Genomic DNA, 14,441 nt, shown 5'->3' with positions numbered 1-14,441 from the left:
AAATGTGGGAGCTGGCTTGCCTGCGATGAGGCCGGAGCTGACGACCTTCAAGCGCGAAACTGCCCCAGGCTGGCCTTCAACTGCGCCGCCAACCCATCCAGCACCTTGCCACTGGCGGTCGTCTCCACCACCGCCTGCGCCGCCCGCTCGGCCTGGGCATGGATCACCTCGACCCGCCCACGCACCGCCTGCGCGCCTTGCGCCTGATGCTCCGCCGCACGCGTCGCCAAACCAATAGCCGCATGCACTTGCTCCACCGAAGCCTGTACGGTCTGCTGCAAGCGCACGCTGTCGCGCAGCACCAGCAAGCCTTCATTGGCCTGACGCCCGGCCTTGCCGATGGTTTCCACCGCTTCACGCGCGCCCTGCTGCAACGCGACGATATGCGCCTGAATGTCGCCGGTAGAGCTCTGGGTCTTGCTGGCCAATGCCCGCACTTCGTCCGCCACCACCGCAAAGCCGCGCCCGGTTTCGCCGGCACGTGCCGCCTCGATGGCGGCGTTGAGCGCCAACAGGTTGGTTTGCTCGGCAATGCCATGGATCACCGTCAACACCACCTCAATCTGCTCACTTTGCTGGGCCAGGCGCTCGATCACCTTGGAACCGGCCTGCACCTGCCCCGCCAGCGCTTCGATCAGGCTGCCGACTTCCGTCGAGGTGCGTGAGTTTTCATCCGTGGCCTGGCGAATATCCACCACCTGCTGCAAGGCGGCCTGCATGGCATGGCTTTCGGCCTGGGCCTCGTCAGCCATTTGTGACAGCGCCCGCAGGCTCTCGGCCACCTCATCGCGCTGCAAACCGGCAGCGGCGTCGGCGCCAGCGTTGCGCAGGGTCATCGCGCCGATTTCCACGCCGGTGCGTTGGGCCACATCGCCGGCTTCACGCACGATGGGTTGCAACTTATCCACAAAGCGATTGACCGCCGAAGCCATGTCGCCGATTTCATCCTTGCTGCTGATTTGCACACGTTTGGTGAGGTCGCCCTCGCCCGCGGCCAGGTCATCCATTGCGGCAATCAACAGCTTCAGGCGATTGACCACACGGCGCCCGAGCACGATGGCGATCAGCAGCAGGACACCCAGACCGACCAGCGCGAGCCCCATGCCGATGCGCCAGCGCAGCGTGCCGGCGGCCTCCTGTACGGCGCTGGTGGTGTTGGCGGTCATCTGGGTGGCGGTGGCTTGTGCCGATTGCAGGCGTGCGCCCATGGCGGCGGCGCTGTCAGCGGCGGCGCCTTTGAGGCTGTCACCAACCAGTTGATCACCGCTGGCGATCAGGGTGGCGAAACGCTTGTCCAGGGCTTGCAGGTCGGCCTCGACCGAAGCCGTCGAAACGCCCATCAGAACCTTGCCGATTTCCACGCCGTTGGGGCTTATGGAGGCCTCGACGTAGTACACCGACGGATCGTTCTTCGCCGCATTCAACACTTTGTCGAGTGCGCGGTCACCCTGGCCTTTTTCCAGCAACGCCTTGTTGATCGGGTTTTCCCGGTTCAAGTAGCGCGTCAGGTGCTCGCCCGCCGCGTCGTCGTAGACCACGAACAGCACGTTGGGATTGCGCTGGGCGCGCCGGGCGAACTCGGACAAGGTCGGCACGTCGCTGTCCCACATGGCGCGTGGCGCCACCGAGGCCAGTAGTTGCGCCATGTCGTTGGCGGAGTCTTTCAGGTCTTTTTCCAGGGTCGCACGCAGTTGCTTCTGTTCTTCCTGCAAGCGCGTCGAAAGTCCGGCGGTCAGACGCTGACGGGTACTGGTCGACAAGCTGTCGAGGCTGGACGTGACTTCCTTGCCGGCTTGCGCCAACTCGCCAGACAGTTTCTGGCTGTCGATACCCAGGCGATTACCCAAATCCGCTTCCAATGCAGTCACCGTGCTCCGCGTCAGAGCGACGGCCACCAGCACTTGCACCAAAAGGGCGATACCTAGGGTAACGAACACGGGCCGCAACAGACGACTTTGTAACAATGAGAGAACGGCAGACATCGGGAATCCCTCCACCACGGGTGCCATTAAATTGATAGCACCGCGAAAGAAGGATTCAAAGCAAGGGTCGTGCCGCTTGATCGCCAGAAACGACAAAGGGCTCCCGAAGGAGCCCTTTGCTTTTTACATCAACAGCTTATTAAGCGAACGGGTGACGCAGAACGATAGTTTCGTTGCGGTCCGGACCCGTCGAAATAATGTCGATCGGTGCGCCGATCAGCGCTTCAACGCGCTTGATGTAGGCACGGGCGTTGGCCGGCAGTTCTTCCAGGGTTTTGGCACCCACGGTCGATTCGGTCCAGCCCGGCACTTCTTCGTACACAGGCAGCAGGCCCACGTAGCTGTCAGCGTCGGTCGGGGCAACATCATTACCGTTTGCGTCTTTGTAGCCGACGCAAATGTTGATGGTTTCCAGGCCGTCGAGTACGTCCAGCTTGGTCAGGCAGATGCCCGAGATGCTGTTCACATCGATAGCGCGACGCAGGATAACGGCGTCGAACCAGCCGCAACGACGGGCACGGCCGGTGGTGGCACCGAACTCGTGGCCTTGCTTGGCCAGGTGAGCGCCGACTTCGTCGAACAGCTCAGTCGGGAACGGACCCGAACCTACACGGGTGGTGTAGGCCTTGGTGATGCCCAGGATGTAGTCCAGGAACATCGGGCCAACACCGGAACCGGTCGCAACGCCACCAGCGGTGGTGTTGGAGCTGGTCACGTACGGGTAGGTGCCGTGGTCGATGTCCAGCAGGGAGCCTTGGGCGCCTTCGAACATGATGTCTTTGCCGGCGCGACGCAGGTCGTGCAGTTCGGCGGTCACGTCCAGCATCAGCGGCTTGAGCAGCTCAGCGTATTCCTTGCACTCAGCCAGGGTCTTGTCGAATTCGATAGCCGGTTCTTTGTAGTAACCGACCAGCATGAAGTTGTGGTAATCCACCAGTTCACGCAGTTTGTCTTCGAAACGCGGCATGTTGAGCAGGTCGCCCACACGCAGGCCACGACGTGCGACCTTGTCTTCGTAGGCCGGGCCGATGCCGCGACCGGTCGTACCGATCTTCAGCTCGCCACGCGCCTTTTCACGGGCCTGGTCCAGCGCGACGTGGAAGGACAGGATCAGCGGGCAGGACGGGCTGATACGCAGGCGCTCGCGCACAGGTACGCCTTTCTCTTCCAGCTTGATGATCTCGCGCAGCAGGGCGTCAGGTGCAACCACCACGCCGTTGCCGATCAGGCACTGCACGCCTTCGCGCAGCACGCCCGACGGGATCAGGTGCAAGACGGTTTTTTCGCCATCGATGACCAGGGTGTGGCCAGCGTTGTGGCCACCTTGGTAGCGCACTACGGCGGCAGCATGTTCGGTCAGCAGATCAACGATCTTGCCTTTGCCCTCATCACCCCATTGGGTGCCCAGGACTACGACATTCTTACCCATAACACTTGTCCTCATTCGCGCAAACTTGGTGCCGGCGATGGCCGGCAGGAAAACTCAAGAAGCCAGTGGCGATACTTGCCAAAGCCCGTTCTGCTGAATCAATTGCCGGTCGCAGTCCGCTTCACGGGCGGCGGCCAATGGCTGCCCAGGCAAAGCCTGAACGACACGCTGACCCTCACTGCGCAACTGGCAAACCTGCTGCCAGAGTGCCGCGTCCGTACTGTCGGGCATCCAGATGCCACCAGACGGCAGCTCGACCTCAGCACGCCCCAGGGTCACCAGGGTTTTCAAATCGGTAGAGAAGCCGGTCGCCGGACGGGCACGACCGAAGTCGGCGCCGATGTCGTCATAACGACCGCCTTGGGCGATGGCCTGGCCAACACCCGGTACAAACACCGCGAACACCACACCAGTGTGGTAGTGGTAACCGCGCAATTCACCCAGGTCAAAGTACAGCGGCAGCTGCGGGAAGCGCGCAGACAGTTGCTCGGCGATAGCCAGCACATCGTCCAGTGCAGCCAGTACCGGCGCCGGCGCCTTGGCCAGACGCTCGCGCGCAGCCACCAGCACTTCACGACCACCGCACAGGTTGACCAGTGCACGCAGCATCTCGGCCAACTCCGCAGGCACACCTTCGGTCAAGGCAATCACTTCATCGATCGCCTTGCGTTGCAGGGCGTCGAACAACTGCTGCTCCACTTCACCGGACAAACCGGCCGCACGGGCCAGGCCGCGGTAGATACCGACGTGGCCCAGGTCCATGTGGACATCAGGTACGTCAGCCAGTTGCAGCATGGCCAGCATCAAGCTGATCACCTCAACGTCGCTGCTCGGGCTGGCATCGCCATACAACTCGGCGCCCAACTGGATCGGGCTACGGGAAGACGACAAGGCACGTGGCTGCGCATGCAGCACACTGCCGGCGTAGCACAGGCGGCTCGGGCCTTCGCGACGCAGGGTGTGCGCGTCAATGCGCGCCACTTGCGGCGTGATGTCGGCACGGAAACCCATTTGCCGGCCCGATTGCGGGTCGATGACCTTGAAGGTGCGCAGATCCAGGTCCTGGCCCGCGCCGGTCAGCAGGGATTCCAGGTACTCGATATGGGGGGTCACGACAAACTCGTAACCCCAGCTCTGGAACAGATCCAACACCTGGCGACGCGCTACTTCAATGCGCGCAGCTTCCGGTGGCAGTACTTCTTCGATGCCATCTGGCAGCAGCCAGCGGTCTACCGTTGCCATTACGCCATTCCCCTTTGATCCGGGCGGCCAGCCCTAGGCCGAGCCTTGAGTGAAGCAGAAAATGCCCGCCGCCTGCATAAACCACGCGCAAGAGCGACGTGACGAATGGCCTGCAATCGGCCTCGTCGGGCACTTTCCTCGAAAAACCTGTCACGCCTGCCGAATCAAACATGCAGACGCAAAAAAGCCGGGAATTTCCCGGCTGCCGCATCATACACCCGTTTTCTGAAAGGATCACCCCGCCAGGCGTTTTAGCCGCCCGACGGAGTGCGTCCTACACAGTGACGAGCTGATTACTTGGCTTTTTCCAGGTAGCGGAAGAAATCGCTACTTGGGTCCAGCACCATGACGTCGGTTTTGTTCGCGAAGCTTTCACGGTAGGCGCGCAGGCTACGGTAGAACGCGTAGAACTCCTGGTCCTGGCCGTAGGCCTTGGCGTAGATCGCTGCGGCTTGAGCATCACCATCACCACGGGCCACTTCGGACTCGCGATAGGCTTCTGCCAGCAGTACACGGCGCTGACGGTCGGCATCCGCACGGATACCTTCAGCCAACTCGTTACCCTTGGCGCGGTGCTCACGAGCCTCACGCTCACGCTCGGTGCTCATACGCTCGAACACGCTGCGGTTCACTTCCTTCGGCAGGTCAATGGCCTTGACCCGGACATCAACCACTTCAATGCCCAGCTCTTTTTCCGCCATCGCGTTCAACGAACGCGTGATGTCAGCCATCAGCGCGTCACGTTCACCGGACACCACCTCGTGCAGGGTGCGTTTACCGAACTGGTCACGCAGGCCCGACTCAAGACGACGCGACAAACGATCGTCGGCGAGTTGCTTGATACCAGAGGTTGCCGTGTAGAAACGCTCGGCATCCTTGACGCGCCACTTGGCGTAGGCGTCAACCATCACGGCTTTCTTTTCCAGGGTCAGGAAGCGCTGCGTCGGTGCATCCAGGGTCATCAGGCGAGCATCGAACTTGCGCACCTGGTTGACGAAGGGGACTTTCACATGCAGGCCTGGCTGGACATCCGCCTGGACCACGCGACCGAATTGCAGCATCACCGCGCGCTCGGTCTGAGACACGATGTAGAAGCAGTTCCAGGCCGCGATGACCACGACGACGCCCACAATCAGGGCGGTCAGCGATTTATTGCTCATCAACGACTCTCCCTGCTACGTGTTTGCTGTTGCAGCAAGTCAGCGGCCGCACGGGCGCTCGCTTCATTGGCAGCGGCTGTCGAACCTGTGGCCGGTGCGCTGGTGCTGCTACGACCACCTTCGATCATCTTGTCCAGCGGCAGGTACAGCAGGTTGTTCTGCCCACCTTTGTTGCCGGTCACGAGAACCTTGCTGGTGTTGCTGAAGACTTCCTGCATGGTGTCCAGGTACAGACGCTCGCGGGTGACTTCCGGCGCCTTGCGGTACTCGGCGACCAGCTTGGTAAAGCGATCCGCCTCACCCTTGGCGCGGGAGACCACTTCGTCACGGTAACCGTTGGCATCCTCAAGGATACGCTGGGCCTGACCACGGGCTTCCGGCACGACGCCGTTGGCATAGGTTTCAGCCTGGTTGCGCGAACGCTGCTCGTCTTCACGGGCGCGGATCACGTCATCGAAGGCTTCCTGAACTTCACGCGGTGCGGCTGCGCTCTGTACGTTCACCTGGGTCACGGTGATACCGGTGCGATAGGTATCGAGGAACCGCTGCAGGCGCTCCTTGATCTCGCTGGCCATCAGTTCACGGCCTTCAGTCAGTACCTGGTCCATGGCGGTGGAACCCACCACGTGGCGCAGGGCACTTTCGGTCGCGTGTTGCAGGCTGATTTCCGGCTGGTCGACGTTCAGCACGAAGTCCTGCAGGTTGCTGATCTTGTACTGCACGGTCAGCGGCACTTCGACGATGTTCTCGTCTTCGGTCAGCATCTGGCCCTGCTTGGTGTAGGCACGCTCACGCGTGACGTTTTCCATGTACTTCTTGTCGATCGGCGGGAAGTAGATGTTCAGGCCCGGGCCGACAGTCTCGTAGTACTTGCCGAAGCGCAGCACCACGGCCTGCTCCTGCTCGTCCACGACGTAGACAGCGCTGTACAGCCAGACGGCCGCCAGCACGACAAGGCCCAGGCCCAGCAGGCCGTAGCCGCCGCCCTTGCTTGTGCGACCACTGTCGTCACCACCACGTTTTTTTCCACCACCGAACAACCCATTCAGGCTTTCCTGCAGCTTTCGGAAGGCCTCGTCGAGATCTGGTGGCCCCTTGCGGTCGCCATTATTGCGGCGTTTACCACCCCAAGGATCCTGATTATTCGAGTTGCCACCCGGCTCATTCCAAGCCATAGCGCTCTCCATCTGATAAAGCAAAGGCGCACCCACGGCGCGCCGACCAATGCTACAGAATGCCTGCTACTGCGGCACAACCGCTTTCGGAGGCTTTTATTGCAAAGTGTGTTGTTCGATGAACTCTGTCGGTACTACGCCTTCACGACTGACCAGCCGATTAAGCTCCGTGCGCGGCAATCGAACAGCCAGCAAGCTGACACCTTCTTCGTCGTATTCTTCTTTCTGTACTGCGCCCAACTCGAAAAACTGTGCACGCAGTCGAGCAAAACGCTGGGGCAAGCGCAAGGTGCCGACGAACAAATCGCTGCCGAGCAATTCGGCAATGGCTTGTTCAAGCAGCTCCAGGCCACTGCCGTCGCGCGCCGACAGCCATACCCGCTGGGGCTTGCCGTTCTCATCGCGCTGGATCTGTGGCTCAACGCCTTCAAGCAAATCGAGTTTGTTATAGACCTCGAGGATCGGCAAGTCCTGGGCGCCAATCTCGCCCAATACCAGCATCACCTGCTCGATCTGCAACATGCGATCCGGTTCGGCCGCATCGATCACGTGCAACAGCAAATCGGAATTGCTCGACTCTTCGAGCGTAGACCGAAATGCCTCGACCAGCTTGTGGGGCAAGTGACGAATGAAGCCCACGGTGTCCGCCAGGACAATCGGCCCCAGGTCGTCGAGATCCAGACGGCGCAAGGTCGGGTCGAGAGTGGCGAACAGTTGGTCGGCCGCGTACACGTCGGATTTGGTCACGTTGTTGAACAGCGTGGACTTGCCGGCGTTTGTGTAGCCCACCAGGGACACGGTAGGTATGTCCGCACGCGAACGCCCACGGCGCGATTGCTCGCGCTGGCTGCGCACTTTTTCCAGCCGGCCCTTGATCTGGCGCAGGCGCACCCGCAGCAGACGCCGGTCGGTTTCCAGTTGGGTTTCCCCCGGGCCACGCATGCCGATACCGCCACCCTGACGTTCAAGGTGAGTCCAGCCGCGAACCAGGCGCGTGCTCATGTGGTCAAGCTGGGCCAGTTCAACCTGGAGCTTGCCTTCATGGGTACGGGCGCGTTGGGCGAAAATATCGAGAATCAGGCCGGTGCGGTCGATCACGCGACACTCGAAGACACGTTCGAGGTTGCGTTCCTGACTGGGCGTGAGGACGTGATTGAAGATCACCAGATCGGCTTCTTCGGCGTGGACCAGGTCGCGCAGTTCCTCGACCTTGCCGCTGCCAATCAGGAATTTGGCGGTTGGCCGATGACGCGGCACGTTAAAAAACGCAACGGTCTCGGCGCCGGCCGAATTTGCCAACTCCTGAAACTCCTGCGGATCTTCGCGCGCCTCAGGGTCCTGTCCATCCAAGTGAACGAGGATTACCCGCTCACCACCACCGTGGCGCTCAAAGAACAAAGGAGACTCCTATCAGGCGTTACCTGGCTCAGCGTCAGCTGCGTCATCACCGGTTGCGCTAGGCAGACGGATTGGACGAACTGGAACCACTGTAGAGATAGCGTGCTTGTAAACCATCTGGCTGACGGTGTTTTTCAGCAGGATGACGAACTGGTCGAACGATTCGATAGTGCCTTGCAGCTTGATACCGTTCACCAGGTAGATGGAAACCCCCACTTTCTCTTTACGTAAAGTATTCAAGTAAGGGTCTTGTAGCGAATGCCCTTTTGACATGTGCCGCACTCCTTTAAGGATCAATAATAAAAAAATCGGAAAATAGATAACTCATGGCCGTCACACCCCCAAGGATAGACGGCAATTGCAAGGACTCAGCTCAATATGGAGACCGTTCCCAAGTATTTCAAGGCGCGTGACAGATTGTCGCTGTCCAGGCTGTCCAGCCAGTGCAAATCGCTCCAGCTGCGCAACCAGGTGAACTGGCGTTTCGCCAATTGGCGCGTGGCGATGATGCCGCGCTCCTGCATTTCGGCTGACGTCAGCTTGCCATCCAGATGATCCCAGACTTGGCGGTAGCCTACAGCACGTATCGAAGGCAACCCTGGATGCAGGTCACCTCTGGAACGCAGTGCTACGACCTCGTCTATAAACCCCTGTTCCAACATAATTGTGAATCTTTGTGCAATTCGTTCATGCAGCACCTGGCGATTTGCCGGAGCGATGGCCAGATTCGCCACAGTATAGGGCAATTGTGACTGTCCAGATGCGCCTGCATCAGCACTTTGCGCAGATTGTCGCTGCCGATGCCAGGTCATGGTCTGGCCGCTGACACGCCAGACTTCCAGGGCGCGACTGAGCCGTTGGGGATCATTGGGGTGAATACGCGCGGCGGACACCGGGTCCACAGCCGCCAACTGGTCGTGCAAGGCTTGCCACCCAAGGCGTGCAGCCTCTTCTTCCAGCTCGGCGCGCACCTGGGGATCGGCCGGTGGCATCTGCGCCAGGCCTTCCTGCAAAGCCTTGTAGTAGAGCATCGTGCCCCCGACCAGCAGCGGAATATTGCCGCGCGCGGTGATCTCGGCCATGGCGGCCAGGGCATCGGTACGGAAATTCGCCGCCGAATAGCTCTCGGACGGGTCAATGATGTCGATCAGCTTGTGCGGATACTGCGCCAGCAGCTCTTTGGAAGGTTTAGCCGTGCCGATGTCCATGTCCCGGTAAACCAGGGCAGAGTCGACGCTGATCAGCTCGCACGGCAGCACCTTGGTCAGCTCGATGGCCAGGTCAGTCTTGCCGGCAGCCGTGGGGCCCATCAGGAAGATCGCGGGGGGCAGGGCACTCATCAGCGACCGCGCAAGAACAGTTTGTCCAGATCGTCCAGGCCCATCTGGGTCCAGGTCGGTCGGCCATGGTTGCACTGCCCGCTGCGCTCGGTGTTTTCCATGTCACGCAGCAGGCCGTTCATTTCCGGCAGCGCCAGGCGGCGGTTGGCGCGGATCGCACCGTGGCAGGCCATGGTGCCGAGCAGTTCGTTGATATGCGCCTGGACGCGGTCGCTGGTGCCGTATTCCATCAGGTCGGCAAGCACGTCGGCGACCAGGCGGTTGGCTTCGGCCTGCTTGAGCAGCGCGGGAATCTGGCGGATGGCCAGGGTTTCCGGGCCCAGGCGCTGCAACTCAAAGCCGAGCTTCTGGAACACCCCGGCATGCTCTTCGGCACAGTCGGCTTCGCGCTGGCTGACCGCCAGGGATTCCGGCACCAGCAGCGGCTGGCCGCTGAGACCCTCGCTGGCCATGGCGATCTTGAGGCGCTCGTACATGATCCGCTCGTGGGCGGCGTGCATGTCCACCAGCACCAGGCCGTGGGCGTTTTCCGCGAGGATATAGATGCCCTTGAGTTGCGCCAACGCGTAACCCAACGGCGGAATATCACCGCCACCTTCCGGCAGAGCCACGGCACCGGGCTCGGCGCCCGGCAGCGGCGCGAAAAACTCGCGATACGCCGCCTGCGCTTCGGCTACCGGCACTGCCGATTGCGGACGCGGAGTGTATTGATACTGATACCCGGCACCTGCGCCGGAACCCGGGGCAGCAAAGGACGGCTGTGGCGGCGTCGATTGCAGCAGGTTGCCCGCCAGGCTCATTTCGCCCTGGGGCCCGAACTCACCGGCCTGCGGACCGCTCGGGCGTACCACCGCGGTCACGATCGGCGCGGACAGCTGATCATCCGGACGTACATCGCCCAAGGTGCGGTGCAAAGTGCCATAAAGGAAGTCGTGCACCATGCGCCCATCACGGAAACGTACTTCGTGCTTGGTCGGGTGCACGTTGACATCCACCACCGACGGGTCGACCTCAAAAAACAGCACAAACGTCGGATGCCGCCCGTTGAACAGCACATCGCGGTAGGCCTGGCGCACCGCGTGGGCCACCAGTTTGTCGCGCACGGCGCGACCGTTCACAAAGAAGTACTGCAAGTCCGCCTGGCTGCGGGAAAAGGTCGGCAAACCGACCCAGCCCCACAGGCGCAAACCGTTGCGTTCGATTTCAATCGGCAGCGCCTGCTCCAAAAAGCCCGCACCACAGATCGCCGAGACACGGCGCGCACGCGCTGCCTCGTCATGGGCCTCGTGCAGGCTGAGGATGGTCTTGCCGTTGTGGCGCAGGTGAAACGCCACGTCGAACCGCGCCAGGGCCAGGCGCTTGATGACTTCTTGCAGGTGATCGAATTCGGTTTTCTCGGCCTTGAGGAATTTGCGCCGCGCCGGGGTATTGAAGAACAGGTCGCGCACTTCCACCGAAGTGCCCACCGGGTGCGCCGCCGGCTGGACCCGGGGCGCCATGTCGCGACCTTCGGTTTCCACTTGCCAGGCCTGTTCGGCGGCGCGGGTGCGCGAGGTCAGGGTCAGGCGCGCCACGGAGCTGATGGACGCCAGCGCCTCACCCCGGAAGCCCAGGCTCATCACCCGCTCAAGGTCTTCCAGGTCGCGGATCTTGCTGGTGGCGTGACGGGCCAGGGCCAGCGGCAGGTCATCGGAGGAGATGCCGCTGCCGTCATCCCGCACCCGCAACAGTTTGACGCCGCCCTGCTCCACGTCCACGTCGATGCGCTTGGCGCCGGAGTCGATGCTGTTTTCCAGCAGCTCCTTGATCACCGATGCCGGGCGCTCAACCACCTCACCGGCGGCAATCTGGTTGGCCAGGCGCGGGCTGAGCAGCTCGATACGCGAGCCATTGTTCAACGCTGATTCACTCATTACTGTGCCGCCAATTCGGTGCCAGGGATGGTCAACACCTGGCCGACTTTCAATTCATCGGTCTTCAGGCTATTGGCGCTGCGCAACGTCGCGGCCGAGACCTGGAAACGCACGGCCAGCATGGCCAGGGTGTCGCCCGGTTGCACGCGATGGTCACGCGGGCCCTGGGCGATTTTGCCGGAGTCGCGCAGCCAGGCGATATAGGTGCCCGGCGGAGGATTCTGCTGGAAAAACTGACGAATACCGGCACTGATCGAACGCGCCAAGGCCTGCTGGTGACTGGCGCTGGCCAGCTTCGAGGCTTCGTTGGCGTTGGAGATAAACCCGGTTTCCACCAGGATCGACGGGATGTCCGGCGACTTCAGCACCATGAACCCGGCCTGCTCCACGCGTTGTTTGTGCAGCGACGTGACCCGGCCGATATTGCTCAGGACTTTCTGGCCGACGTTCAGGCTGGAGGTGAGCGAGGCGGTCATCGACAGGTCGAGCAACACGCCAGCGAGCATTTTGTCCTTGTCATCGAGGGACACGTTGCCGGCCCCACCGATCAAGTCGGAACGGTTTTCGCTGTCGGCCAGCCAACGGGCGGTCTCGGACGTGGCGCCGCGATCCGACAAGGCAAACACCGAAGCACCGAATGCGGCAGTGGACGGCGCGGCGTCGGCGTGGATCGAGACGAACAGGTCGGCGCCTTTCTTGCGCGCGATCTCGGTACGCCCGCGCAACGGGATAAAGTAGTCGCCAGTACGCGTCAGCTCGGCGCGGTAGCCTTTCATGGCATTGACCTGACGCTGCAGTTCGCGGGCAATGGCCAGTACCACGTCTTTTTCATGTTGCCCACGGGAACCCGAGGCACCCGGATCTTCGCCACCGTGACCGGCGTCGATCACCACGATAATGTCGCGCTTGCCCGCCGGGGCCGGTGGCAACGGTGGCAACTTGACCTGCGGTTGCGCCGGGCTGACCGGTACGGCGGGCACGGTCGCCACGCTCGGGGTAGGTGCCGGTGGCGGGTTGGCGTCGGCGGCGTTGTCGAACAGGTCGACCACCAGCCGGTTGCCGTACTGGGCGTTGGGCGCCAGCACAAAGCTCTTCGGGGTCACGGCCTTTTTCAGGTCGATGACCACACGCAGATCGGTCGGCGTGCGCTGGGCCGAACGCATGGACGTAATCGGGGTGTTGGCGGTGGAGACTTTCAGCGGCGCAGCCAGGGTCGCACCGTTGATGTCGATCACCAGGCGATCCGGCGCCGACAAGGTAAAGACGCTGTGCTGGACCGGGCCAGACAGGTCGAACACCAGTCGCGTGTTATCCGGCGCTCGCCACAGGCGCACACTTTTCACCTGTGAAGCAGCCAGAACATTGACAGTCATTGCCGCAAGCAACACCCCTACGACAGCAACCAACGCGCGAAAGCGCATACCTAACCCCACCAATTATTTGAATTCCAATGCCAAAGCGGCGCACCACGACTGGCCGCGCGCGCTCTGGGGCAACAACTTCAACTGACGTCCTGTTTCATGCGGCGTAATGGTAATGGTCAGGTCCGGCTTTGGCAAAAAGCCTGTTCCTTTATCTGGCCACTCGATCAGGCACAACGCATCCTCATCGAAGTAATCCCGGATACCCATGTACTCCAGCTCCTCGGGGTCGACCAAACGGTAGAGGTCGAAGTGAAAGGCGCGCACGGTGCCAATCTCGTAAGGCTCTACCAGGGTGAACGTCGGGCTTTTTACCGCGCCCGCATGCCCCAAGCCGCGAATGATTCCCCGGGACAACGTGGTCTTGCCCGCCCCCAGGTCGCCCTCGAGAAAGATCAGCCCCGCACCGGCCGTGACCTGCGCGATGCGCTGACCGAACGCGACCATGGCGTCTTCATCGGCCAGGAATAGGATTACTTCAGACACGGTGACTGTTCCTCCAGCAATTGACGAATGGCAGGTATCAGGTCACTGGCCGCCAGGCCGCGACCAAAGCTGCCTTGGCGATCCCCCGCCGTGGCGTGCAACCACACAGCCAGGCAGCTGGCGTCATAGGCTGGCATGCCCTGGGCCAGCAATGCTCCGACGAGGCCGGCCAATACATCACCCAAGCCTGCCGTGGCCATTGCCGGATGGCCTTGGTCACAACGCGAAACACGTCCATCCGGGCTGGCAATCAAACTGCCAGCCCCCTTGAGAATAGCCACTGCATTGAATTTCCGGCTCAACGCGCGCGCCACCTTAAGACGATCAGCCTGAACCTCGGCTGTCGACAGGCCCAACAACCGCGCAGCCTCACCCGGATGCGGGGTGATGACACTGTTGGCCGGCAAGTTGACGCTGCCCGTGGCCAGTTGGTTCAAGGCGTCGGCGTCCCAGACCTGTGGCTGTTGCGCATTGGCGGCGACGGACAACAGGCTTTTGCCCCAGGCGGCATCGCCAAGGCCTGGACCAACCACGATGACCGAAACTTTCTCCAGCAAGCCCATCAACTGGTTGGCCGAGCTCACGCCGACCGTCATTACTTCCGGCAAACGGGCCAAGGCGGCAGGCACGTGCTCCGGGCGCGTCGCCAGGGAGACCAGGCCCGCGCCACTGCGCAAGGCACTTTCCGCGCTGAGCAGCGCAGCACCGCCCAAGCCACGGTCACCGCCAATCACCAGCAGGTGGCCGAACCGGCCTTTGTGGGAGTCCGGGGAACGCGCAGCCAGTTGCGGTAAATCGCCAGGCAACAGGGGCTGAACGTCGTTAATTGAGTGTTTTGTCTGCGGCATGCGTCTTCGGGCTCCGATGTCTGGCAGAATTATACGCATCTAACCTG

General features: G+C 61.8%; 12 protein-coding genes. All 12 read right to left on the bottom strand.

The features are described from left to right. Positions 1–47: 47 nt before the first annotated feature. Positions 48–1,982, bottom strand: coding sequence for a methyl-accepting chemotaxis protein (locus PSH81_RS02640; protein ID WP_305391958.1), 1,935 nt, complete (start codon positions 1,980–1,982; stop codon positions 48–50). A 139-nt stretch (positions 1,983–2,121) separates the two neighbouring features. Then, entirely contained in the window at positions 2,122–3,411 is a 1,290-nt protein-coding gene (locus PSH81_RS02635; protein ID WP_192300273.1) for an adenylosuccinate synthase, read from the bottom strand. 54 nt (positions 3,412–3,465) lie between these two features. After that, positions 3,466–4,653: an ATP phosphoribosyltransferase regulatory subunit gene (locus PSH81_RS02630; protein WP_226455603.1), complete on the bottom strand. Its 1,188-nt coding sequence runs from the start codon at positions 4,651–4,653 to the stop codon at positions 3,466–3,468. A gap of 293 nt (positions 4,654–4,946) precedes the next feature. Continuing rightward, positions 4,947–5,813, bottom strand: a complete 867-nt coding sequence (gene hflC, locus PSH81_RS02625; RefSeq protein WP_192300275.1) for a protease modulator HflC — start codon at positions 5,811–5,813, stop codon at positions 4,947–4,949. Beyond that, the gene (gene hflK, locus PSH81_RS02620; protein WP_192300276.1) at positions 5,813–6,988 is read right to left on the bottom strand and encodes an FtsH protease activity modulator HflK; all 1,176 of its coding nucleotides are present in this window, start codon (positions 6,986–6,988) and stop codon (positions 5,813–5,815) included. The genes hflC and hflK overlap by 1 nt, the downstream gene beginning before the upstream one ends. Before the next feature lie 96 nt (positions 6,989–7,084). Then, positions 7,085–8,386, bottom strand: a complete 1,302-nt coding sequence (gene hflX, locus PSH81_RS02615) for a ribosome rescue GTPase HflX (RefSeq protein ID WP_017734959.1) — start codon at positions 8,384–8,386, stop codon at positions 7,085–7,087. A 12-nt stretch (positions 8,387–8,398) separates the two neighbouring features. After that, positions 8,399–8,659 carry an RNA chaperone Hfq gene (gene hfq, locus PSH81_RS02610; RefSeq protein WP_176997135.1) on the bottom strand — a complete coding sequence of 87 codons (261 nt, stop codon included), beginning with the start codon at positions 8,657–8,659 and terminating at the stop codon, positions 8,399–8,401. Between the two features lie 95 nt (positions 8,660–8,754). Further along, positions 8,755–9,726: a tRNA (adenosine(37)-N6)-dimethylallyltransferase MiaA gene (gene miaA / locus PSH81_RS02605; RefSeq protein ID WP_226455602.1), complete on the bottom strand. Its 972-nt coding sequence runs from the start codon at positions 9,724–9,726 to the stop codon at positions 8,755–8,757. Then, on the bottom strand, positions 9,726–11,639 hold the full coding sequence (mutL, locus tag PSH81_RS02600) for a DNA mismatch repair endonuclease MutL (RefSeq protein WP_370694879.1): 1,914 nt from the start codon (positions 11,637–11,639) through the stop codon (positions 9,726–9,728). The genes miaA and mutL overlap by 1 nt, the downstream gene beginning before the upstream one ends. Beyond that, on the bottom strand, positions 11,639–13,060 hold the full coding sequence (locus tag PSH81_RS02595; RefSeq protein WP_192300278.1) for an N-acetylmuramoyl-L-alanine amidase: 1,422 nt from the start codon (positions 13,058–13,060) through the stop codon (positions 11,639–11,641). Before PSH81_RS02595 ends, mutL begins: the two co-directional genes overlap by 1 nt. A 15-nt stretch (positions 13,061–13,075) precedes the next feature. Further along, a complete protein-coding gene (tsaE, locus tag PSH81_RS02590) occupies positions 13,076–13,546 on the bottom strand; it encodes a tRNA (adenosine(37)-N6)-threonylcarbamoyltransferase complex ATPase subunit type 1 TsaE (RefSeq protein WP_305391957.1) in 471 nt (156 codons plus the stop codon). Then, the gene (locus PSH81_RS02585; protein ID WP_226455600.1) at positions 13,534–14,394 is read right to left on the bottom strand and encodes an NAD(P)H-hydrate dehydratase; all 861 of its coding nucleotides are present in this window, start codon (positions 14,392–14,394) and stop codon (positions 13,534–13,536) included. Before PSH81_RS02585 ends, tsaE begins: the two co-directional genes overlap by 13 nt. Positions 14,395–14,441 lie beyond the last annotated feature (47 nt).

Source organism: Pseudomonas sp. FP2335, from assembly GCF_030687535.1.
GTDB lineage: Bacteria > Pseudomonadota > Gammaproteobacteria > Pseudomonadales > Pseudomonadaceae > Aquipseudomonas.
Note: the sequence above shows the minus strand (reverse complement) of the source record. Positions and strands in the feature narration are given on the sequence as shown.